Below are 24176 nucleotides of genomic sequence, written 5' to 3'. Positions count from 1 at the left end.
GCCGGATCAAACGATAATACGTGAAGAAATGGTTGTCTTGCTGTCCCGCATTAGTACTTGAAGAGAAGGAAGTGGCTCCGATGGCACGAGTTATATGTATCACATCAGGGAAAGGCGGAGTTGGCAAGACAACGGTCACGGCTAATCTCGGGACTGCCCTTGCCTTATCGGGGAGCAGCGTTTGCCTGATCGACGCTGATTTTGGATTGAGAAATCTGGATATTCCGCTTGGTTTGAGTAATAGGGTAAGGTATCATATTTCTGATTTTCTGACGGGTCGATGTGCTTTACATCAAGTGATCGTCAAAGATAAGCGAATCAGTACCTTGTCCTTTATCTCCTGTAGTAACGACACGGTGCATCACGATGATCCGCAAGTTTTTGGCGAGGTTGTACAGCAAATAGCCCAGAACTATGATTATGTGCTGATCGATTCGCCGGCAGGCATTGAAAATGGATTCTGGAATGCGGCTTTGGCAGCAGGTGAGGCTATTGTCGTTACTACGCCTCATCGTACATCGCTTCAGGACGCGGATCGCGTAATCGGATTATTAGAAGATATGATTCCGGCTCCGCCACAGCTCATCATTAATATGGCCGACGGACAGGAAGCCCGTTCGGCAACGGTAAAGATGCAGGATATTATCGATATTCTCAATATCGGTGTGATTGGCGTGATCCATGCCGATGTAGAAATTATACGTTCCGTACATAAGGGCATCCCGATTGCGCTTAATCCTGAGTTTGAAAGCGGGCTGCGCTTCAGGCATATCGCCCACAATGTGGCGAAGAATCAGCAGGAGCCTTTTATCTCATTAAGATCTAAGAAGCATAGAAGTATTTTTTCGATTCCTCAAAGACGGCGCTGGGGGGAGAATAGTTCTGTGTAGTCGATTTTGGAGTGAGAGATCGTTTAGACGCAAATCATCTGAAATGGATTACGAACTAGCTAAAGAGTTCCTGAAAAAATAGTGGTGTAGGAGTTACCCTCCCTACGCCTTTTTTTGTGTTTATGATGTTCTCGCTTGTGAGTTGTTGCTTACTTAAAGTTTTCTTTATAATTCACAAGCGCCCCTATCTCGCATGATAAAATACGGAAGAAAAAACGACATAATTTGCATGTATTGGTGTCACAATTCGACTGCGACTGATAAGAAAGGTCGGTGAACGAATTCAATCTGTAAAGTTGGCATTATCGTACCTTAAAGCAGTCGAATTTTGGACGGTCTTTTTTAGTTTGATCTATACATAGAAGGGATGAATGAAAGTGAAGAAAGTAAGACAGGGATGGAAGGTGAGCCGGCAGATCCTGATGTGGATGCTGGTGATCAGCTTAATAGTTTCTGCCGTGCCCCTATTACCAGCGCAATCGGCAGTAGCGGCTGAACTGCCGATGCAGAAGACAAAAGTAACCACATCCACTGGATTCCAGGATGTGAGTCCCACCGACTGGTTCTATGATGCAGTCGTCCATGTGCAGGAGAAGGGCATATTCAGCGGAACGAACGCGAGTAGCTTCTCTCCTAAGGGGACAATGACACGTGCCATGTATGTAACGGCACTTGGACGGATGGCCGGAGTCGATGCGGGGGCGTACTCCACTTCGAGCTTTGCCGATGTACAGGCGGGCAGCTGGTATGCGCCATATGTCGAATGGGCGGTTAAGAAGGGAATTACCGATGGCACGGGGGATCGGAAATATTCGCCGGATGCTACCGTATCTCGGGAGCAAATGGCGACGATGACGTTGCGGTATTTCGAAAGCGAACAGATCCCTTATCAGACCGAGAATCCGGTCACGACAGAACCGGGCGATCTCGGGGATGTATCGCCTTGGGCGGCTGATGCGGTCATTAAGCTGTGGCAAGCCGGTGTGTTCACCGGGGATGAAAAGGGGAACTTCAATCCGCGTGCGCAAGCGACTCGCGCGGAAGCAGCGGTTCTCTTCATGCGCAACAACGCGGTTGTAGAGGCGTGGAAAAATCAGAATCAAACGCCGGTGACACCGACATCGCCAGTGACACCAACACCGACATCGCCGGTGACATCAACGCCAACACCGTCACCCGGCAGTAATAGTGGTGGCGGAACGCCTGGAGATAACGGAGGTAACCCAGGCACGGGTTCCACTGCGTATACGCTCACGTTTGAGAGCAACGGAGGCACGGCAGTTGCTGCGCAGACGGTACGAAAAGGCCAGGTGCTAAATAATCTACCTGCTCCAACAAAAGAAGGATATATATTCCAAGGGTGGTTTGCGGATAGTGATCTTTCACTCATCTTCGCAAGCGGCAGCACCCTGAACGCGGATACAAAGTTGTATGCAAAGTATACGGATAGCATAGATCGTGCAGTACAGAGCGTACCAAGCTATTCGGTACTGGATGTCGCGCCGAACTTCACCATTAAGGTGCAGGATTCATCGGGCAGTCTAACGGAATCCCAGGTCAAAGAGGGGATGAACTTCGTGGATACGGCGAATCCCGAATTCGAAGGGGTTACCGTCTCTGGCGGGAACGGAGTTTTCACGGTATCGTCAGCAGCCGAAAACGGCAAGTTCGTTGAAGGTAACACATATCAACTTACGTTGACGGATGACAGCTTGTCCTTCCAAGGCCAAGACGCGACGACAAGTATTTATGTATTTAGCGTTGCTAAACAAGAAGTCATGAATGTTCCACTCAATCCGAATATGATCTACATTCCGTTCACGGATGTCACGGATATGGTGATAAATGGAGCAGATGTCGATTCGCCCGCGATTTCAGTCGTTACTACGACGGTAGGTGGCGAAAATGCACTCGCCGAAGTGAATGCGAGTAGTGGAACGTTCAAGTACACCGGAAGCACTGGCACGGTAATTCAAGTCGGTGATACCGTAGCCATCTATGAGGGAGTTAGTCCCAAACTGCGCACAGTCGAAACGACTGGTGAAGACGATGGTGATGTGGCCTATGTCCAGATCACGGCGGTAGATGGAAGTGTCTACACTTATGATCACGCAGATGCCAATCAAGTGTTGTTCAAGCCGGATGTTCTACCGGTGAGCATAGAAGCAGATAAGGATGGAATTCCCAATAACCATTCCATCACGGTTGAGCACACTGCCATGAACTACAGTGACAGCCTGTACAAGCCCTTTGGTTTGGATGAGCTGACCACTGTTGATGTGGGCGACTTTATTGGTTTTTATGATGGACAATTCGATCAAGAAGGTATTGAGATCATGGGTTATGGACGTATTACGTCGATTACGCCTGAGGCGGAGATGGACGTAATTACGTATGAAGATGCCACCATTGAAGATATTGAAAATGCCTTCAACATCTATCAGAAGCAAGCAATTGACGGCGACGATCTGTTTTCGGAAGAACAGATTGCACAGCTCGAAGAGCAAATTGAGCAGCAAGCGAGAGACAGCGGATTCGTCAATGAAGCCGCGGATTATCTGTCTGACATCGCCATGGAGACAAAGGAAATTCAGGAGATCAAGGCTCAGTCCTCCCTAGCGTCCAGTAAAGGGAGCCGGGTAAGTGTGGAGAATCTGACCGTTTTTGCTTCACTCGGCACGAGGCTGAAGAATATTGACGGCCGAACCTCAGGCGTAAGCGTTACATTACAAGTGGGTGCCGATATTGTTGTCAATATCAATGAAGACAGCGATCTTGTCATCCATATGACGGGTACATTCGTGCAGGAGATGAGCCTGGACCTCGGTATCAATGGGGATATGAAAGGGCACTGGCTGAAAAAGTGGGGGATTCCTTACTGGTACAGCATTGATGATTATGTAATTACGGCGAATCTGGATGCTTATAGCTATACCGGGATGAACATCACGGCAGAGATAGCTCTCGTTGAACACGATAAGTTAAATGATGTACTGAATGACTGGGTGGGCGAGAAGAACGCTGGCAGGTTGGGAAAGGTTCAGAACATTGCGACACAGATTAAAGCGGTAATGGCGGGTGTGCAGGATACTGCCGTAGATGCGGAATCGTTGAAGGAAAAGTATCAAGAGATGTTGGAGCAAGACACGGAGTGGGTTCCGTTAATCAAGAAAGAGCTTTTTGAAAAGAGCGTACGCGTGGCTTTAGGTATTGTGGAAGTCAAATTTGAAGCGGAGTTTGTGGTCAGCGCCCAGGTGAACCTGACGGTGGGGGCAGATTTCTACTATAAGATGGCCAAGCGCTACTCGGTTAGCTTGCGCGTATTGAGTTTCAGTGGTTCGAGCAATACGGTCAGCTTGCCGGGAGACGGAGATTACCAATTTACCTTCTATGTGATGGGGACGATCGGTTTACGAGCTGGTATTCATATGGAGGTCAAAGCGGGGATTGGAAGCGTCAAGTTGAATAGTATCGGGCTTGCTGTAGAACCCGGTGTGTATGTGAATCTGTGGGGCTACTTCTATTATCAATTGAAAAATATTAGCGGGGTGAAGACCACGAAGTCTTTAGGCGCCCTGTTCGTTGAGATCGGTATCTATTTGGAGGTCGAACTCGGCGCTCAATTAGGTGATGGCGGGCTTTCCGGCGGCGTAGAGCTGGTCGATGAAGAGTGGCCACTGTATACGATTGGAGAAGAACAGAACGTCTACGACTTCGCCTATCCACAGGATAAGTCGCTCAAAGTGAACATGGCGGGTTCTGCGTCATCCATCGCTGTACCGGAGTTGTGGGTCACGATGAATACCTTTGATTTGAAGACAGGCGATACGGATGAACAGGCGTATGATCGCTCGAATTTCGATATTCAGGTGGACAATCCAAACTTCAAGTATGACGCAGCAAACGGGATGATTGAAGTGGTGGACAAGAACATTCAGGTGAGTGATGGCAATCTGGTTATCACCTGGAAGGGGGCACCGGCGTCGTTCATGTCCGAGCCTCTCAAGCGTACGATTCAGTTAAGCTGGCTTGCCAGAGTGGGTGACTACATCCTTCAGCTGGATCCACAGAACAGCGGAGTGACCCAGGTTGTGGCGGCTCCTTATAACGCGCCAATCAGCGTGGTCACCCCGGTATATCCAGGATACACCTTTGACGGCTGGTATACGGCCGCTTCCGGCGGCACGAAGATCACGATTCCGAACCGAATGGCTGCAGAGGATCGGAAACTGTACGCGCACTGGATTGCGAACAAGAATACGCCGTATACGGTTGAGTATTATGTGCTAGACCCGAACAGCAGAATACAGGCTCCGCCTGTGGATACTGAAAATAGGACTGGAACAACGGACACAGAGATTCGAATCAGCTCCGACAGGTTTAAGGAGCAGGGCTATGCGACCGGAACGGTAAGCGGCGTATTAATCAAGGGAGACGGCTCGACAGTCGTAAGAGTTAATTACTATCCGGAGAATCGAAAGATGACCTTCGCTGGGGGTTATGCCGGTGCGCCCCAAATCTCGCTAACGGAAGCCGTTGGCAAGAACATTGCTGCTCGTATACCTGTGCCGACAAGGCAGGGATATACGTTTGCCGGTTGGTCGCCAGAAGCTCCAAGTACAATGCCGATTGAGGATACTACGTATACAGCGAAGTGGACGGGGAGAGAGGGTACGCCTTATCAGGTCGTGTACTTGCTGCAAAATATCGGAAGTGACACCTATACGGTTGCAGATACGGAATCGTATCGTGGAGTTACGGGTACCGAGGCGAATTTGGCGGATGTCAAGCCGAGATCCTATGATGGCTTCGTGCGGGACGACAGCATTTCGGTACTGACGGATCTAATCACGAGCAACGGCAAAACGGCGTTGAAGGTATATTATAAGCGTGATGTATACCAAATGACGGTTGATTATAACGGTTCTGGGGCAACAAATAAAACGGATAATGTTCCTTTCGGAGCGACGATGCTGTTGCGTCTAGGCACTCCGACATGGCAGGGATATAGCTTTACGGGTTGGTCGCCAACGCCTCCGACCACGATGCCTGCCGAAGATGTCCAGTTTACCGCTCAGTGGGCAATTAACGACTACACTGTAAATTTCGACAGTAACGGTGGGTCCGAAGAAGTGCCGGCTCAGACTGTAGGGTTTGGCGCCACGATTAGTACGCCGACTGAACCGACGAAAGATGGTTATGTATTCGGCGGTTGGTACAGTGATAACACGTTGACGAATGCTTACGACTTCGCTGCAGCGGTGACGGCGGATCTCACACTGTATGCGAAGTGGCTGATCCCTTACACGATAAGCTTCGAGAGTAATGAAGGGTCGGTAGTAGATGCCCAAACAGTGAATGAAGGCGTCAAGGCTATGGCTCCTGCCCCTCCGACGAAAGACGGCTATGTGTTTAGCGGCTGGTACAGCGATAGTGAGCTAATGAACGCCTACAATTTCACGACTATGGTGGTTACGGGAGACCTGACATTGTACGCGAAGTGGACGGTATATGTACCGATTACCTACACTGTAACTTTCGAGAGTAACGGCGGATCGTTGGTCACAGAACAGACTGTGAATGAAGGTGCCGTGGCTACTGCTCCTGGCGCTCCGATGCTGGAAGGGTATACGTTCGATGGCTGGTATAGCGATAGCGAATTGATGATACCTTATGGTTTCACAGAAGGTGTAATGGCCAATGTGATGCTGTACGGGAAGTGGACAAAGAACAGCTACACAGTGAGCTTCAACAGTAACAACGGATCGTCGGTGAGCAGTCAGTCCGTGAGTGAAGGTGACACGGCAGTAGTTCCTGACGCACCGACCCGTGCAGGGCATGTATTTGAAGGCTGGTATAGCGATGCTGGTCTGAATGAATCTTACAGCTTCATGACACCTGTGATGAATAACCTCACATTGTACGCGAAGTGGACGGCTATATATACGGTCACCTTCAACAGTAACGGCGGATCACTGGTGGCTGAACAGAATATGCAAACCGGCGGTAATGCTACGGAGCCTGCCGTACCGACGAGGGACGGTTACGTGTTTAACGGTTGGTACAGCGACGCTGGACTGAATGAAGCCTACAGCTTCACGACATCGGTGACGGGTAACCTCACGCTGTACGCGAAGTGGACATTTAACAGCCGCACGGTGGACTTTGACAGTAACGGTGGAGCAGCAGTAGGTAGTCAGACGGTGGTTACTGGCGACAAAGCTGTGGCACCTGCTGCGCTGAAGTGGGCAGGGTATCGATTTGAAGGTTGGTACAGCGATCGCGATCTGGAGATCGCCTACGACTTCATGACGCCGGTGACGTCAAACATCACCCTGTACGCGAAGTGGACGATGACATCGTGGCTGCAAGTAGGTGACTTGTTGGACTTGAATAGTAAGTCCAATGTCATCTTCGACAGTCAAGGAACTCCTTACGTGGCTTATATAAAGGACAATTACGAAGTGTTTGTGATGCAATTTAAGGGAGGCAAGTGGCAGTCCTTTGGCAATCAAAGCGATCTTGAAAAAGCGGGAGGATTAGGGAGCTCAGCTATATCGCTCGGAATAGACAGTAAGGACAAGCTTTATGTTGCTTATAAGAATAGCTCAGGTAAAGTAAGCTTTAAGAATTATAATGATGAACATAAGTGGTGGAGACCAGTATCTACTATCTCTGATTTCAGTTGGAATGATGGAAAGACAAGCAGAAAAGTGGATAAAGTTAATGATAGCTTCTTCATTACCTTCGATAAGGATGATAATCCTTTTCTGATGTTTAGAGGTATTTTGGCCGGTAATGCTGCGGAACCGTCAATGCTTATGTCATGGAGTTATCATGAAGGTAGTGGATGGAAACAAGAAGCGAGACTAGAGGCATTCGCAGGTCTAAGAGCCTTCCTCGCACCATTACCAAACAACGGCATGTATTTATTTGCTCCATTCAGGTTAACTGGTACCCCTGTGGCAACAGGATATAGCTTGGTAGATGGATCATGGAAACAATTGGATCGTAAAGCATATCTAATAACTGCGAATATGGATGCTGCATCCGCGCTTGATCCATCTGGCGTACCTTATATGATCTATCTCAGCAGCTCCAACGTTGTTGAAATGTGGAAATATCCGCACACCATTCCGTCAGAAGATACAGCATGGGAGAAGGTGAGTACTCCCGAATTCTTGGTCGGTTCATCTCAAGAAGGAAGCATAGATATGGCCTTTGACAGCGAAGGAACGCCTTACGTTGCTTATCGAGATGCTGCAAATGGCAACAGGGTGACTGTGATGAAATACGAGAATTTGGATTGGAGACCCGTAGGGTCTGCCGGATTCTCCGCTGGTGATGTTCTTCAGCTAGACATCACCATAGACAGCACCGATAACATCTATGTGAGTTATAAGGAACAAGGTAAAATGAACGTGATGAAGTTTGATCCTAATTTCAAATAACTTGGATAGATCAGACTGGCAGAAGAGCCTACTCCCATCGGAGTAGGCTTTTTTGCATATATTCCGTAATTCACTATATTTCATGCAGCGTTTGTGTCTCTGGGACGTTATGCACACCCCATTTACAGATTTCCTCCAGAATGGGTATTAGACTTTTACCTCGGTGGGTTAAGGAATACTCCACTTTGGGCGGGGTTTGATCGTACTCAACTCGGTTTATCACACCTTCACGTTAACCGCTTCTTCAGTTTTGAACCCTGAAAAAACGGCCTTTCCCGAGATTTAAATTGCAGATGTAGATGACTCATCCTCAACTCCAATTATTTTGCTTAGAAATTGGTTCGCCCAAACGTAGCGTCACTCTTCACCGTCGAGCTGCTAGATGCATTGATGGTATCGAGCTGTAACACGTAATCATAATGCCGGATGTAATAGCCGGGCTGACTATACGATTGAAGGGATACTTTGGTGCTGTCAGCCCAACCAGGGCTGCTTAGGAACGTAGCATCTCCCTTATAGGCTGCAGTGTCCGCATATGCTTCAAGTACAATTTTGTTGCTGGTGTTGCGCTTCAGAAAGTAACCCGGGAAGTTGATGGACTCCAGTGAAATTCCCGTGGAGCTGGCAAGGCCTGGTACGACGCGGAACTGTGAATCCAGAACAGGAGAGACGTTGGCATCCACGCGAGCGGTGTAATTGGCATGGCGGATGTATCGATCCGGAACGTTGTGTGAACTGAACCGGCTGTAACCTGTGGCTTCAGGTGTTGCAGGGCCCAACATTTTGACCTCGTGCAGGGTTGGGGTGTACCAGTTCCCCGGATTATTCCACAAGACGGCGTTCACCATATTGATCCGTACATAACGGGCAGTGAAATGCACGGCATCCGTGGTGAAGCCATAGGTCAGATTATTGGTGCGATCCAAGGTGGAGTAATTAACTCCATCGTTGCTAATTTCAATTTTGTATTTGTAGTATCCTTCGGAACCTTTATACATAAACCAGGACGTGTCGATCTCGGTGATCGTCTTCGGTGCGCCGAAGTCCACCTGCCACCAGGCAGGCCAGCTATTGGAGGAAGCCACCCATGAAGTCTGGTAGTTGCCATCATTGACGTTGGATGCAGACGAACCGGAGGCTGTGGAGCTGGCGGTAGCTGTTTTGCCTTGTGCATGATTGACGAGAGCAGGCGGTGTTACTACACCTGTTACTGCATCAATATTCCATGTGGTATACCATTCCAGTGATGCTGTTCCGTTCGAATCATTCAAGGTTAGTGGCAGCCAGATATGTTTGTGCTCTCCGAGGTTCATCGGATTCCAGCGATCCGCCATGTAGATGAAGGATGTGGTGTTGCTGCCTGTAATCGTGGCAATATCGTGAATCTGCGAACCGAAGGCAGATGGATTGCCATATGGCGTAAGCGCAGCCCATGGACCCGTCATAGAAGTTGCTGTAGCATAAGCGCCCTGATTCGGATACCAGCCAGCGGCTTGAGAGGTGAAGAGGTAGTAACGGTTTCCTTTTTTCACAACAGCAGGTGCTTCACGGTAGGCGTTCTCGAACAGCCAGCCCTCGAAGGACTGTATTCCGGTGTAACTTGCATTCATTTTAAAAATAGCCATCGTATCATTGGCACCGCCATTTTTGCGTGAAGCAGTAACCAGATAACCTGTGCCATCTGTATCAACAAAGACGGTCATGTCACGGGATTCATAATTCAGCGGGCGGAAGCTGCCCTCATAGGTGAATTTGCCATTCGGGGTATTGCTTGTTGCGACCGCTACACGCCCGAGGTTGTAGTCTGTACCGTTCTCATAGTGTGCCCAGAGCACATACTGATTGGTGGAGGCGTTATAGATGACTTTGGGGCGTTCGATCTTACTGGAGGCCAGCTCGGTTGCGGAATCTTTCGTCAGGATGGCGTTGCTGAAAGTCCAGTTCTTCAGATCGGTGGAGGTGTAGACGTTCACTCTGTCGAACCTGCCACCCACTGCATGTTCACCGTACAGATAATACGTCGAGCCTACCTGCAGAATGTTGCCGCTGTTCGCATGGATGGGGTTGCCTGCGGTATCGAGCCAGTCGGTACCGTTGGTTATCGTGACACTTGCTGCGCTTGTTCGTTCAGGATGAAGTCCAAACAGGGTGAACGTGAGTGCGAAGACCAGAAACCAGAGAGCTTTCCTGTTACCCATTACATACACCTCCCGAAAGATATTAAATTAAATGAAGCGCTCTCATTTATATTGTAGTTGGGTCAGACTCTTTTTCAAGTGAACAATCCATCCATTGCTGAACAAACCGGCATTTCAATGGGGCTGAGCGGTGAGAGCGGAGGAATTGTGCTGAAATATCATGTGCGATGATGTGGAGAGAATCAGGTACACACGTTAAAATAAAGCTAGACTGAATTCACATCATGGTTGGAGGGTGGACCGTCATGAACAAGTTTATTGTAGATGAAGACCTTCAAGTAAAATTGCATAATGACGAGGATGGAACGAACACTCCGATTAAGGGAGGCATTACCGCTCAGGATTTTGAAGTCATCTCTACGTATCAAAAGGGATGGTTGACCTTCGCCTATCTGCGTGATCATCAGGGAATATGGTGGTTCAATGCCCGCAAGAACAAGGCGAGTTTGTTCAGTCGGGATACGGAAGCTTTTCGTGTGATCGATGAAGATTACTGCTGCGACTCTCAGTATGTCTATCTGGAAGATCAGGCCGTGCCTGACTCAGATCCGGACAGCTTTCGGCTATTGCCGGATACGCCCTACTTTGCTCAGGACCAACGTTATTTATATGTAAAGAGCAGCACTCATTTTCATCTATTTGAGGATATCGATACGAACTCTGTGATTGCTCATCACGACTATTGCACCGACAAGGACCATCTGTTCCATTTGTCCAGCTCTCTTCGTTATGCGAATGGGGAAAAGGATGAGGTGAGGGCGTGGCTGCAAGAACATCATCCCGATGTACCTGGCTGGTGGAATGTGCATTATGCCCACAGTGTAGAGGGCCATACGCAGATTACAGGGAACTGGTATGAGACGGCGTCGTCCATTTTTTATAGAACAGAATGGGGCGGTACGTATCGTCGAGAAGCGAAGGGCGTGCTTAACCTTGTTCGTGGAGCGGACAGGTCTACCTTTGAACCGCTGGACGAGCAGTTTGCACGGGACCGGGAACGTGTTTATTTTCAGTGGCGTACTGTAAAAGGAGCAGACCCGGATACGTTCCAGCCGCTAGGTGGGCCTTTTGGTCGTGATGGCAAACACGTGTATTACAACGGTTACCGTGTCGACGAGGCAGATGCTCGGCAATTTGTAGCGTTTGCCGGGACGGAGCATCTTGGACTTTCCAAGGATCAGCAACATGTGTATCGTGCCGAGGTTATTCGGACAAGTCAGCCCTTCGGTCATCCTGATGATGTGCTTCAGATCATCAAGGGGGCAGATGCAGCGACGTTTGAGTTAATAACGCCTTCCGGCAGTTGGGCGGTGGATGCTAATCGTGTGTATCTATGGGGTAAACCAAATAAACATATCGATCGAGTCAGCTTTACACATCTATTCGATGCCGATCCCCAGAGCTTCGCGAAAGACAAGAATGGTCTGTATAATGCCAATGGAAACTGCACAGTGAAGGGCGTTAACGGCAGTACATTTGTCATGCTGAATCAATATTGGGGTAAAGATGAGCGTGTGGTGTTCAGCTTTGTGACGGGTGGGGTTTATAAGTCGGGAGATGCAGCGACGTTTATGGTTACGGATGATATCGGGGGCGCCGAAGATACGCTATTTCGGTATAAGGTGGAAGGCGGTATAGTGCGGAAAAAGAAGAGGTGAATTGAACGGTAAGAGAGGTTTGGAATAATAGAGACATGCATCTAAATGACAGAAAAAAAGGGATAGCAGACTTAGAAAAGAGTCCACTATCCCTGTTTGAATTCCTAGTTATTTGACCGTGTTTACCAAACTATTTATGACCTTTGCGAACCTTGAGCTGCATCTTTTTGATCGTTGTATTCTGCATGAGCTCCAGTACGAGAGGGCCTTTGCCGTTCAGGATCTCTACATCCGTCACATTATCCTGAATCGTAATGATCCCGATATCGTCTGCTGTAACCCCTTCAAGCTTGGCGATGGTACCTACAAAGTCAACGGCACGAAGTTTCTTCTTCTTGCCTCCGTTGAAGTTCAGCTTCATGATCTGTTGGTTCAGCTGTTCACGCTTGTCCTTTTTACGTTCAGGAACAATCTTCAATCGCATCTCGAAATCTTCTCTGCGGCGATCTACAGCATCTTCAGAAGGTGCTTTCACAACAGGGATTTCGAATCCAATATAGGATTCAATCTCCGCCAGACGTCTGCCATCTTTCGGTGTAATCAACGTAATGGCTTTACCTGTTTTGCCTGCGCGACCCGTACGGCCTGTGCGGTGAACGTATCCCTCTTTTTCCAAAGGAATGTCGTAGTTGATGACATGGGTAATATTCGTGATATCAATACCACGTGCAGCTACATCCGTCGCGATCAGATAACGGAATTGTCCACGTCTGAATGCGTTCATCACTTCGATCCGCTCATCCTGCTCCATACCACCATGGATACGATCTGCTGGGTAGTCAAGGTCAGCCATGACCCGGAACAGTTTATCGACATTCTCCTGCGTACGGCAGAACACGATGCAGCTATCCGGATTTTCCACAATGAACAAGTCCTGAAGCAACGCGGTTTTGTTCACCTCGGGTACGTTAATCACAGCATGTTCAATCGTGGCTGTTGTCAGTCCACTTGCCTTGATCTCGATCTCTACCGGTTTGTTCATGTATTTGCGTGACAGTTTGGCTACATCTTCAGGGAACGTAGCGGAGAACAACATCGTTACTCGCTCCTGCGGCAGTTTCTGAATAATCGCTTGTACTGTCTCAATAAAGCCCATATTCAGCATCTCATCCGCCTCGTCAATAACGAGATAGGCGATCCGTTCGAGTGGAAGCGTACCACGTTCGATATGATCCAGTACCCGACCTGGCGTACCAACAGCCACATGGGTTCTTTGTTTTAACTCCGCTTTTTGGATATGAAAAGGGGACTGTCCGTATAGTGCGGTTGCTTTAATACGCTTAAAGCGGCCGATATTCGTAATATCTTCGTTAACCTGCAAAGCCAGTTCCCGGGTTGGTGTAAGAATCAAAGCCTGTGGCTTATTCTCGTTCCAATCCACCAGCTCGCAGAGCGGAATGCCGTAGGCGGCTGTTTTACCACTACCTGTCTGTGATTTGACCACAAGATCCTGATTCTCCAGTGCTACCGGAATAACTTTAGTCTGTACCTCGGTTGGTGTCTCATAGCCCAGACTGTCCAGTGCTTTTACGATCTCTTCACCAAGTCCATAATCTTTAAATTGTTGCTCGCTCATCGTTTACCTCTTTTGCGTTAGTTTTTGTACAATTATTGCACCGTACATTTATCGTATACCTCTTCATTATACTCTATATGCAGGCAGGCTAACGGAGTAAATGCTTCAAGTGTGTAAATTGTTTTCATGATTCCTGATTTGAGGGAGCAGCGTTTGTTGCTATTCGTATGTGTATCATAACGTTCCACGTGAAACGAAATGTATCGGCGTATTTTGCTTGGTGTTAATGAATGACCATTTTTACAGCCTTGGTTTGGGGAGGGGAAGATTGAGCAATAACTCCATTGATCCACACTTCTGCACTTCGACCAACGAATGTCTCATCCAAAGAGACGGTGACAATCTCTTCTTCGATGATGAGTTCGGCGTCCGTGCTGAGCGAGACCCAAATCGGTCCAGAATCAACACCGCCATCCTCTTTATTCTCGATGAGTACCTGACCTCTTTCTTCCTCAAAATCCGTAATAATTCCTCGTACATGTGGCTTCTCTTTCCCTTGTTCTACGAGCTTCTCTGCGCATCCAAGGGTTAACAGGAGCATGATGACTGGTAATAAGGATAATCTTCGTACAATGGACATCGGGTTACTCGCCTCTCATCCTTTTTAATACATATATATCTACGGACGTTACCTGAGGCGACGAAGTTCCTGTATATCAATAAAAAAGAACCTAAATCATTCGATTCAGTCTGGAACTGAAATTTGGAATATGTTAGCATATGGGTGACTTACTGAACGGAGGGATACGTGTGCAAAATTTTTCCCGATTGAGATAGTGTGGCGAAAAACGTCTGTTTACGCTTGCTGTTTTCTGCCTATGTGCAGTTCATCGGGATCGGTTTGCCATTTTACACGTATGCCGCTAGTCGTCGTGAAAGAACCATTCTTCGAAGTGGTTCTTTGATGTACTACTATTTTTTTTGTGAGCATTCTGGTATACCAACATCCGAAATGAACTGCACAGGCGGACATGTCTGTGTTTTTTATTTTATCCAGGAAAAGGGGAGTACCTGATATGACAAAACCGAACTTAAAAGAGCATTTGGCAATTCAAAAGGAACTATTATTTTTAGCAAAACAGAACGGACTTCTTATCGTTGAGGAATCCTTGGAGATTAACGAGTCGGGTATGGATTTTCGTGTAGCATTCGCTACGGATGAAGAACGCCGCAGATGGGTTCTGCGCCAGCCGCGACGTGAAGACGTATGGGAGCGAGCCGAGAATGAGCGTAAGGTACTGGATGTGGTCCGAGGAAATATACCCGCACAAGTACCGGATTGGAGGATCTTCACGCCAGAGTTGATAGCTTATCCTTTACTTGATGGTGATCCGATCGCAGTTGTGGATCCCGCAGGGGGAGGGTATGTATGGCGATTCCCTCAGGAGAGCTTATCGGATACATTCCTGGATTCACTGGCTACGACTCTTGCCACGCTGCATAACATCGATCCCGACAAGGCGAAGAAAGGTGGAGTGCGGATCAAGACCCCTATGGAAGCTCGCAAAGAATTTGCAGCCAATATAGAGGAGGTTAAGCAGAATTTTAAGGTGCCAACCGAGTTAGTTGAACGATGGACGGTATGGCTGTCTATAAGTAGCTATTGGCCGCAGCACTCGGCGTTCATCCATGGTGATCTGCATCCACCGCATATTATTGTCGATGATGCCCAGCGAGTAACCGGACTTATTGATTGGACGGAAGCGGAGATTGCAGATCCGGGTAAGGACTTTGTTATCTACTATGCACTCTTTCAGGAGGATGGGCTGCGTGAGCTTTTGAGTCGTTATGAGAAGGCAGGGGGAAGAACATGGCCTCAGATGTTTGAGCATATTCGGGAACAATGGGCTGCTTACCCGGCACTGGTTGCCAAGTTTGCTCTAACCACAGGGGAAGAGTCGACGATGGAAATGGCGAGAGGCATGCTTGCGAACTGGGATGTAAAGAGAGGTTGAGCTTAACATAACAAAGGGCGATCCCGACCATGAGTTCCATGGGAGAATCGCCCTTTTTGTTTTTCTTTAAGCGTGATGCGTAACGATTGTACCTATTTCAAAATACTCACGTATTTCCCATATACGAATGCTACACGTCCATCTAACTTCACTTTTACCCATCCATACTTGTCTGTACTGATCACCTCAAGCAGGGTGCCCTTTGGTACCGCAGCAACAACCTTCGCTTTGGATGAAGCGCCAGCGCGTACGTTCAGGTAAGCCGCAGTAACCTTGGCTTGTTTGCCTTTGATGACAGTTCCCGGGTTACCAGTGCTTGGTGTGGATGGTTTACCAGGTTTCGACGTGCCTGGAGTTGGTGTTGGTTTTGGTACTGTTGGCGTTGTCGGCTTCTCAGGTGTAGGAGTAGTTGCCCCCTCACCATTGCCAGCCGCTTTGCGAGCCTTGTTCAACTGTTGGTAGAATGCTCCCTTGTTTTTTACGCCTGCGAATTGTGCTGCACTCACACCTGCTTTGGCAGATAGTGTATCAATCTCTTCTTGAGTCACCGCATCCAAAATGTTAATGGAGGCAATGTTGGTGTACTTGCCATCTTCCGTTGTTGGCACAGACATGATGCCATCGTTAACTAACTCCACCACATCTGCACGTTCCGGTGCAGTCAGGTCTACACCGGTGATTTTCCAGTTGCGTTGAATCTTCGGTTCGTAGACACCTTCCATGACATCTTTCAGATAGGCGATGGACAGGTTGCGAATCGTGCCTTGAATCTCACCAAATGCCGAGGCATCCTTGGAGGACCAGAGCTGCTTGAACTTACGCCCTTCCATGGCGCCGCCTTTGGCAATCAGGGCTTCCATCCGGTAGGCATTCATACCGAGCTTCAGCGTATCGTCTTCTTTGACTACTGATCCATTGCTGTACTTGAGATTTGTAATCCGACTACCGTATGGCTTGGTCAGGTCAATCTCATACGTCACGCCGCCGAAGAAATCATCGGTGCTGTATTTGGAAGCACGTCGTTTCGGATCAAAGCTGACGGTCACATCACCCGGGCGTGTGGAGTTGAAGTATCCCGCAGACCATTCCATGTAATCCTTCAGATCACGTCCGGTTACTTCATATACAGTCACTTCACCAAAGGTGTATTGGTAGTTGAATGCAATATCCTTTTTCTTAATCGGGCCTACATCCAGCTTGGCTTTGTCGTTATCAATCTGATGCGCGACCACATCGGCATCACTGTAATGCAACATCACTTCGGTGAAAAAATCAGACAAAGGTGTTTCCTGGATCTGCACCGCAGGGATACCCTTAATCTCATCAGCAGGGACCAGGTTCGTTCCTTTCAGTTCAGCCACTTCAATGTTGGCATCGGCACGAGCGAACTCGTGGAATGGGTGCAAAGTCTCTTCCAGCGCAGGATCGGAGACTTCATACGTTCCGTCTGCTGCTTTTACAGCGAGTGCTTGAGCTTCTTTGCTTTTCAGCACGACTTTGTCGCCGTCTTTTTCAAATGTCAGATCGATTCGTGAAATATGTGAGCCATATTTATTCGGTTCGGAGATCAATACGCCGTTAACCGTTTGGGATTCAATCAAAGTATGCATGTGTCCGGCAAAAATGGCAGCCAGCTCCGGGTTGGCATTGGCGATATCCGTCACTCCGGTTCCCGGATTACCGTTCTCGTTGTCCAATCCCATATGCATGAGTCCAACCATGACATCGACTTTGCCTTTCAGCTCAGCAATGGCCTTTTTGGTCTCTTCCACAGGATCTTTGACGATGATGCCGTCCAGGTGATCCGTGCCTTTTTCAAATTCGGTAATCATAGGTGTGTTCATTCCGATAACACCCACTTTGATTCCGTCTTTCTCGATAATCGTATAGGCAGGCATGTAGCGGTCGCCGTTTTCTTTGAAAATGTTACCCACGAGAGGCTGTCCATTGAATTGGGAAGAGATCTTCTCCAGTACGTCCAGTCCAAAGTTAAACTCATGGTTACCCATAACCCATGCGTCATATTTCATTTCGTTCATTGCAACCATCATGGGAGATTGAGGTTGATCATTAAACAACTCAGCCGAGTTATCCTGAATCATGTCTCCTGCATCCAGCAGGATCGTGTTGGGATTCTCCGCACGGACTTTTTTCACAATGGTGTAGAGCTGTGTCATGCTCCCGGTTGGGTTTGGACCGTCCAGAGCATAGTCCCACGGCATAAATCGACCATGTATATCCGATGTACCCAGCAAGGTGATCTTGGTTTCCTTGTCTGCCTCAGCAGCCTGAGCTGGAGTAGAAGCAAAAGGGGCAAACAAAATGGAGGCACATAAGAGGAAAGATAAAGGCCATCCGGCGAAACGTTTCGTTGAAATTTTGCGCATGTTGTAATCTCCCTTGTTATCTAGTGTGTGTAAAGATATGTATCATTTCATACTAGATAAACATCTGGTGAATGTAAACTCCAATGTAAGAGTTATGTTGGATTTAAGAGAGTGAATCTATGAATAACTTCAGAAAAAGCATTTAAATCTATTTTTTTACAATGAAATACTATAATTTGACAGGTGTTAAAAACCAAAATTATCCAGTAAAATGATGTTTGTAAGCGCTTTACAAAATTGAATACTAAGGAGGAAAATCATTGATTAAGTCTAAGTGGTTTAAAACAGTCGGCTCACTGGCGTTGGTAGGGGTTCTCGCTGCTTCAGTTGCGGTGGGCAGTGTTAGTGCTGGTCTGGCGAAAGGCAGCAAATTTTTGGGGAATATTATAGCTAGCCAAGTTCCTTCGAATTTTAGCCCCTATTGGAACCAGGTAACTCCGGAGAACTCTACCAAGTGGGATGCTGTTGAAGGCACACGCAACGTAATGAATTGGGGCCAGGCGGACATGGCCTACAACTATGCTAACAACAACGGGTTCCCGTTCAAGTTCCATACCCTCGTATGGGGAAGTCAGCAGCCAAATTGGATTAACAGTCTCTCAGCCGCAGATCAGAAGGCTGAAGTGACACAATGGATTAAAGCCGCAGGTCAGCGATATTCCAAGGCAGCATATGTGGATGTCGTCAATGAGCCGTTGCATGCTAAGCCTTCTTATCGCAACGCGATAGGTGGAGATGGAGCCACTGGCTGGGATTGGGTAATCTGGTCATTCCAGCAGGCGAGGCAAGCTTTCCCGAACGCTAAATTGCTGATCAATGAATATGGTATTATCGGAGATCCGGCTAAAGCAGATCAATATATTCAGATCATTAACCTTTTGAAAAACAGAGGTCTAGTTGATGGTATTGGTATTCAAGCGCATCACTTCAATATGGACAACGTTTCTGTGAACACGATGAACACGGTACTGAACAAGCTTGCGGCTACGGGGCTACCAATCTATGTATCCGAGCTGGATATGACGGGCGATGATAATACGCAATTGCAGCGTTACCAACAAAAATTCCCTGTGCTTTGGAAGCATTCAGCCGTTAAAGGCGTGACGCTGTGGGGCTACAATCAGGGGCAAACGTGGGTAAATGGTTCACATCTGGTTAATAGCAACGGTACAGAACGTCCAGCTATGCAATGGCTGAGAAATTACCTGGCGAACAATCCTTAAGCGTGCGTTTGCACGAATCTGAGCTTCCCTTTTGATTCCGATCACTATCATATAACACCAAATAGCGCCTATTCCACATGTTAAACATGGGAACATGGCGCTTTTTGTGTTAATGCTTTGTCTCATCAGTGTTCGGCAATTCATGGTGCAGGGAAGCATTTAATTTTAATCCAAACCAGTACAAAAGCGATCAGCGCAAATATCATTCCGCTCCAGATCAGTTGATGTATTCCCAGGTTTGCGATGAACCATCCGCCGATAGCAGTACCCAGGGTAATACCGAGGTTGGAAAAGGATACATACAAGCTGTTGCCGAATTCAGGCGCATCCTGCGCCTCAGCGGTTAACCAGGTCTGGCTTACAATCAATCCTCCTGAATGCACGGATGCCCAGAGGATAACTACAATAACCATCCACATGAAGTGGGGACCGGCCCAATAGACGAGTGCGTAAGCTGCTACATACAGCAGGGGGAACATGAGGACAGTGCGGACCATGCTCTTACGAAGAAACTGTCCAAACCCCAAATTTCCGATGATCATGACGACACCAAAAACCGTAAGCATGACACTGATCCATGATCCGCTCATGTGGGTGACCTGTCCAAGATACTCGGCGAAATAGCTGTATACGGAGAACATGGCGGCGAATATAAAAATGACTGCGGCAACATTCAGCCATAATCCAGGTTTGCGCAGAATACCGAGCTGCTTGCCATAGGACATCTTTTCCTTCACGGGCATCGAGGGTAGCCAGATCCATATGCCGATTAAAGCGACCACACTGACCATCGCTCCAAACAGGAAGGCGATTTCGAGGGATAGCCGTTCAGCAAGATACGATGTCAGTGGCACGCCAAAGGCAAAGCCCGCGGTAACTCCGGTAAATACTTTAGCGACAGCTTGACTGCTTTTCTCTGCCGGAACAAGTTGGGCACTGGTGACCAGGGCTACGGAAAAAAAGACGGGATGGAATAACGCGGGAATGATACGGAAGATAAGCATGGTACCAAATGTTGTGGCGTAGGCATAGACGACGTTTGAAATGGCAAACATCAGCACAGCGGTTAAAAGGATAATTTTGCGATTGATGCCGGACGCCAGCAAGGTGAGAAAGGGACCGGCAATGGCTACGACCAGCGCAAATATACTGACCAGCCAACCAGCCTGTACAGCCGAGATATTGAACTTATACGCAACCTGAGGAAGTACCCCCACGATTCCCATTTCTGTTGTAATAATTCCGAATACCCCGAGTGCCAGCATCAAAATAAGGAGTGGATTGACCTGTTGTGATTTCATGTAAAGCGTACCTCCAATGAATTTAAATATACAGAAAAGTAGATATATTATGTCGAAATGAGCCTGCCTTGCCTCCTATAACTCCTATAATATGATGGACATGAGACTAAGTTCTCTGGATTACATTATATCTAGATTTATAGATTTGTAAATATAAAAGGTGAAACGTCATATCTTTAAGTCGTCTTCGGCTTGTGTTGTACAGGAGTATTCATGGGGACAATAAGCATGGTCTGGCCCATGAAAATAGCGCCGGCCCGGGGAATCCTTGGGGCCTGACGCTATTGATGTCCGCGTTTTTACCGATGTGTTGGATTAGTTATTTCGGTTGAATAACCATGCTGTTGAATGAATCGGCTTCCAGCTTCATGTGTAGGGTCTGTCCTTCTTCAAGGGTTAGATACAGGTCACGACGGTCCTGGAATGGATTGTTGATGACAATCACGAGACTGTTATCCGGGTTGCGGAAAGCAACGGATTTCCCGCTCCACGCGCCAGATAGACCGACTCTTCGAGCACCAGGAACAATATGATGAGCGAAGTGTTTCATCACATAATACTCCGGGTTACGAGTAACCTCCTTATTGTCCGGATCTACGGTGATCATGGAGTTCTGCTCCCAGCCCCATGTGCTACGGCCTTTGGGTTCCAGAACCATGTTCCAGTAGATGTACGCGTTCACTCCGTTGCTGAAGTAGTGCTGATAGATATTATATACATACTTGGCATAGTTCCATGAGTTGTTGCCATCACCGCATTCGTTCTCGGTTTGCATATAACGCAGCTCTGGATAACTCGCCGAGGTACGTTGAATCGCATTTTTGCCTGCCCACTGATAGCCAACACCTTTGATATAGGAATAGGCCTTTGGATCACTCAGGACAAGCCCGGCGTACTCATCGAAGTCATTTGTTTTTTTCTTGATTAATTCCTCCCATGGATCAGGGGCGTTGATCGTTCCCAGCCAGATCTCCGTATCCAGACCGTGTTGGTCAAAAGCCGGGCCCAGATAATCGGCAATAAACTCACGAAGCTGCTCGCCTGTCCACATGCAAGAAGGAAATTTCTGATCTGCAATCACTTCGTTCTGCACATGCACCTGATGGATCGTAATGCCTGCGTCACGGTAAGCCTGTACAAACTTTACGAAATACAGGGCGTAGGCCTCCAGAATATCTTTCTCCCAGCGCAGTGTCCCGTAGTTATAGGCTTTGGGCGACTTCATCCACGTTGGTGGACTCCATGGCGAGGCGAAGAATTGCAGGTTCGGGTTATAACTTAGAGCTTCCTTGATGTAAGGAATCAGGTATTTGAAATCACGATTGATCGAAAAATGTTCCATGGCCACGTCGCCGTCCACCTCGTTGTGGCTGTACCACTGCTCCGCATAATCACTTGCGCCGATCGGCAGGCGACAGATATTAAACTTGTGCTCGCCCTCCGGATGGAAAAGAGAGTGAAATACCTCATGGCGCTGCTCCTCATTCAAATGGGACAGAGCAATATAACCAAGCTCGTTGAAACATCCGCCAAACCCTTCCACAAGTTGGTGCTGTTCACCCGTCAGTTTTAAGTTAGCGCTTTCATTAGTCGGCACAAAAAATAGCTCTCTCCACGGGGTGTCTTGGGTTGTGGAATAACCAGTGAGCGTGAATGTCATGTGAATTTCCTCCTCGCTTGAACCTCAGTTGTCATATATATTACGTTCAGTATAACAACTCCCACGGCAAAAGAAGATATGCTAAACCGTGTGAAATTTACCCTAATCGAAGATGGCGTATCACGAGTTCGTATTCGCATAGACAGATCGTATGCTGTATTTGCTTGTGATCAGCGATGTCCATATACCATTATCCAATGTCATGGCACAAAAAATCCCCGCTGATTGTTCAGACGGGGACTTGCTATATATCTCATATTCTCTTATGACTGAAATGAACGTGAGACACAACTTAAGGCTGTACACTCTCACCAAGCTGTTTATTTTCAAAAATCAGAATTGTTTTGCTGCTTCCGATGTAACCAACAGAGGTATTGAATTGCTCCGAGATGAAGCGAACCGGTACAAAAGCTTTACCATTTTTCATCAGAAGAGGAGCATCATTGATCGCAAGCGTGTCATTCACGACAACTTGTTTGTTGCCTACAGTCCAGCGAATCGTCTTGTCATTCTGTGTGATCACAGCTTCGCGTGTACCACTGTTCCAGTTCACACTGGCGTTTAACTGCTCCGAGACAAATCGCAGAGGCACATAGGTCCGCCCTTCATCGATAAAAGGTGCAGCATCCAGTACATAAGCGCGATCTCCTACATAAGCAGTGGTGGACCCTTCAATCAGACGCTGGAAGCTGCCCTGGGGCGTTCGTTTCTGCTCCCGCACATTCATCCGGTTCAGAAGCTGCATCGTATGACTGCCACTCACAACATCCAGATAATTGTTCTGCACCGTGAGTCCGGCAGGCTCAACCTCTGAGACAGAAGTCTGAATACCGGAGGATAACGAGGTAGACGCCGAGATATCCTGTATAACATTTGTCGCTGACTGATCACGGGTAAACGTAAAACCTGCGATCGGTGTCAGATCCCACACCCGGTTGTTGGATAATTTCAACACGTCCAGGCTGGAAAGCTGCCGTAAAGGTTCCAGATCATAGATCTGATTGGATTCTGCATTCAGCTCCTTCAGCCCAGTCAGTCCCTCAAGCCCCTTGAGGTGTTGTACTTGGTTACCGGAGATATCAAGTGTCCGAAGCCGTGTCATGTGCTCCAGTGGTGTCAGATCCGTGATTTGATTGCCTGCCACATTCAGATTCCGTAGTGTATTAGGCAATTCAGCCAGTACGTCCAGCGTCTGAATCTGGTTGTTTGCTACATTGAGTTGTTGAAGCCGGGTTTTATCCATGATCGGTGTCAGATCGCTAATTGTATTGTTCGAGATCTCAAGCCACTTCAGTGCATCCGCATCCGAGAGGGCCGCAAGACTAGTGATCTGGTTACCGCTGGCGTGGAACGTATGTAATCGGTTGAACCCACGTACAACCTCTATGGATGAAATGGAATTGTTGCTGATATACAGCCTTCCCAAGTCTTTTAATTCAGCAAGTGCGTCTATGGATGTAATGTAATTGTTGCGAACATCGATCTCGCGAAGCTGGGTTAGGTGCGCCAGCGGTGTGAGATCCTCAATCTCATTCCCATATAATCGGAGGTGAGTCAGGTTGGTTGCATATTCCAGACCGGTCAGGCTGTGAATACCTGCATTGCTTAGATCTACCACCTCAAGCTGCTCCAGATCCGTTGAAGTTAATGGTACATCCAGAGGTTTGTTCAGGATTAGCTTCAGTCCGTCCTCCAAAGCGGGATCTTCAATGATTCCCTCGCCCAAGTCCGTAGTTGTGTAAGCCATGGCTTGCCCCGATGCCCCGAGACTCAGGATGAATACTAGAAATAGTAGCGTCATTCTTCTCATTGCATGCATTCCCTCCGATTTTTAGAATTATAAAATAATCCGAACAGATTGAGTTAGTTAAGTATAG

General features: G+C 47.8%; 13 protein-coding genes. 5 read left to right on the top strand and 8 right to left on the bottom strand.

The features are described from left to right. Positions 1-80: 80 nt before the first annotated feature. The gene (gene minD / locus MHH25_RS30125; protein WP_340018784.1) at positions 81-890 is read left to right on the top strand and encodes a septum site-determining protein MinD; all 810 of its coding nucleotides are present in this window, start codon (positions 81-83) and stop codon (positions 888-890) included. A gap of 371 nt (positions 891-1261) precedes the next feature. Then, positions 1262-8341, top strand: coding sequence for an InlB B-repeat-containing protein (locus tag MHH25_RS30120; RefSeq protein ID WP_340018783.1), 7080 nt, complete (start codon positions 1262-1264; stop codon positions 8339-8341). Positions 8342-8414: 73 nt separating this feature from the next. On the opposite strand, the gene MHH25_RS30115 is transcribed toward MHH25_RS30120, so the two are convergent. Together MHH25_RS30115 and MHH25_RS30110 are read right to left on the bottom strand one after the other, a co-directional pair. Further along, complete coding sequence (locus tag MHH25_RS30115; RefSeq protein ID WP_340018782.1) at positions 8415-8564, bottom strand: winged helix-turn-helix transcriptional regulator; 150 nt, start codon at positions 8562-8564, stop codon at positions 8415-8417. A 106-nt stretch (positions 8565-8670) separates the two neighbouring features. Beyond that, the gene (locus MHH25_RS30110; RefSeq protein ID WP_340018781.1) at positions 8671-10539 is read right to left on the bottom strand and encodes an AbfB domain-containing protein; all 1869 of its coding nucleotides are present in this window, start codon (positions 10537-10539) and stop codon (positions 8671-8673) included. A 245-nt stretch (positions 10540-10784) separates the two neighbouring features. Here MHH25_RS30110 and MHH25_RS30105 point away from each other — a divergent pair, with 245 nt between their 5' ends. Continuing rightward, positions 10785-12197 carry a DKNYY domain-containing protein gene (locus MHH25_RS30105; protein WP_340018780.1) on the top strand — a complete coding sequence of 471 codons (1413 nt, stop codon included), beginning with the start codon at positions 10785-10787 and terminating at the stop codon, positions 12195-12197. A 130-nt stretch (positions 12198-12327) separates the two neighbouring features. Here the strand turns inward: MHH25_RS30105 and MHH25_RS30100 are convergent, their stop codons facing one another. Then, positions 12328-13773 (bottom strand): DEAD/DEAH box helicase, encoded by a 1446-nt coding sequence (locus tag MHH25_RS30100; protein ID WP_340018779.1) that lies wholly within the window; start codon positions 13771-13773, stop codon positions 12328-12330. 223 nt (positions 13774-13996) lie between these two features. Then, positions 13997-14353 carry a hypothetical protein gene (locus tag MHH25_RS30095; protein ID WP_340018778.1) on the bottom strand — a complete coding sequence of 119 codons (357 nt, stop codon included), beginning with the start codon at positions 14351-14353 and terminating at the stop codon, positions 13997-13999. A gap of 436 nt (positions 14354-14789) precedes the next feature. Between MHH25_RS30095 and MHH25_RS30090 the strand changes: the two genes are divergently transcribed. Then, positions 14790-15728, top strand: coding sequence for a macrolide 2'-phosphotransferase (locus MHH25_RS30090; protein ID WP_340018777.1), 939 nt, complete (start codon positions 14790-14792; stop codon positions 15726-15728). Between the two features lie 92 nt (positions 15729-15820). Here the strand turns inward: MHH25_RS30090 and MHH25_RS30085 are convergent, their stop codons facing one another. Next, positions 15821-18115 carry a 5'-nucleotidase C-terminal domain-containing protein gene (locus tag MHH25_RS30085; protein WP_340018776.1) on the bottom strand — a complete coding sequence of 765 codons (2295 nt, stop codon included), beginning with the start codon at positions 18113-18115 and terminating at the stop codon, positions 15821-15823. Between the two features lie 260 nt (positions 18116-18375). On the opposite strand from MHH25_RS30085, the gene MHH25_RS30080 reads away from it, so the two are divergent. After that, entirely contained in the window at positions 18376-19338 is a 963-nt protein-coding gene (locus tag MHH25_RS30080; RefSeq protein ID WP_340018775.1) for an endo-1,4-beta-xylanase, read from the top strand. A 140-nt stretch (positions 19339-19478) separates the two neighbouring features. Here MHH25_RS30080 and MHH25_RS30075 read toward each other — a convergent pair whose 3' ends face one another. From MHH25_RS30075 to MHH25_RS30065, 3 genes are all read right to left on the bottom strand, one after another. Next, positions 19479-20639, bottom strand: a complete 1161-nt coding sequence (locus MHH25_RS30075; protein ID WP_340018774.1) for an MFS transporter — start codon at positions 20637-20639, stop codon at positions 19479-19481. A 319-nt stretch (positions 20640-20958) separates the two neighbouring features. Then, positions 20959-22299 (bottom strand): glycoside hydrolase family 30 protein, encoded by a 1341-nt coding sequence (locus MHH25_RS30070; RefSeq protein WP_340018773.1) that lies wholly within the window; start codon positions 22297-22299, stop codon positions 20959-20961. Between the two features lie 292 nt (positions 22300-22591). Beyond that, a complete protein-coding gene (locus MHH25_RS30065; RefSeq protein ID WP_340018772.1) occupies positions 22592-24109 on the bottom strand; it encodes a leucine-rich repeat domain-containing protein in 1518 nt (505 codons plus the stop codon). Between the last annotated feature and the right edge of the window lie 67 nt (positions 24110-24176).

This window comes from Paenibacillus sp. FSL H3-0457 (genome assembly GCF_037981725.1).
GTDB lineage: Bacteria > Bacillota > Bacilli > Paenibacillales > Paenibacillaceae > Paenibacillus > Paenibacillus amylolyticus.
This window is presented reverse-complemented; position numbering and strand designations above follow the sequence as displayed.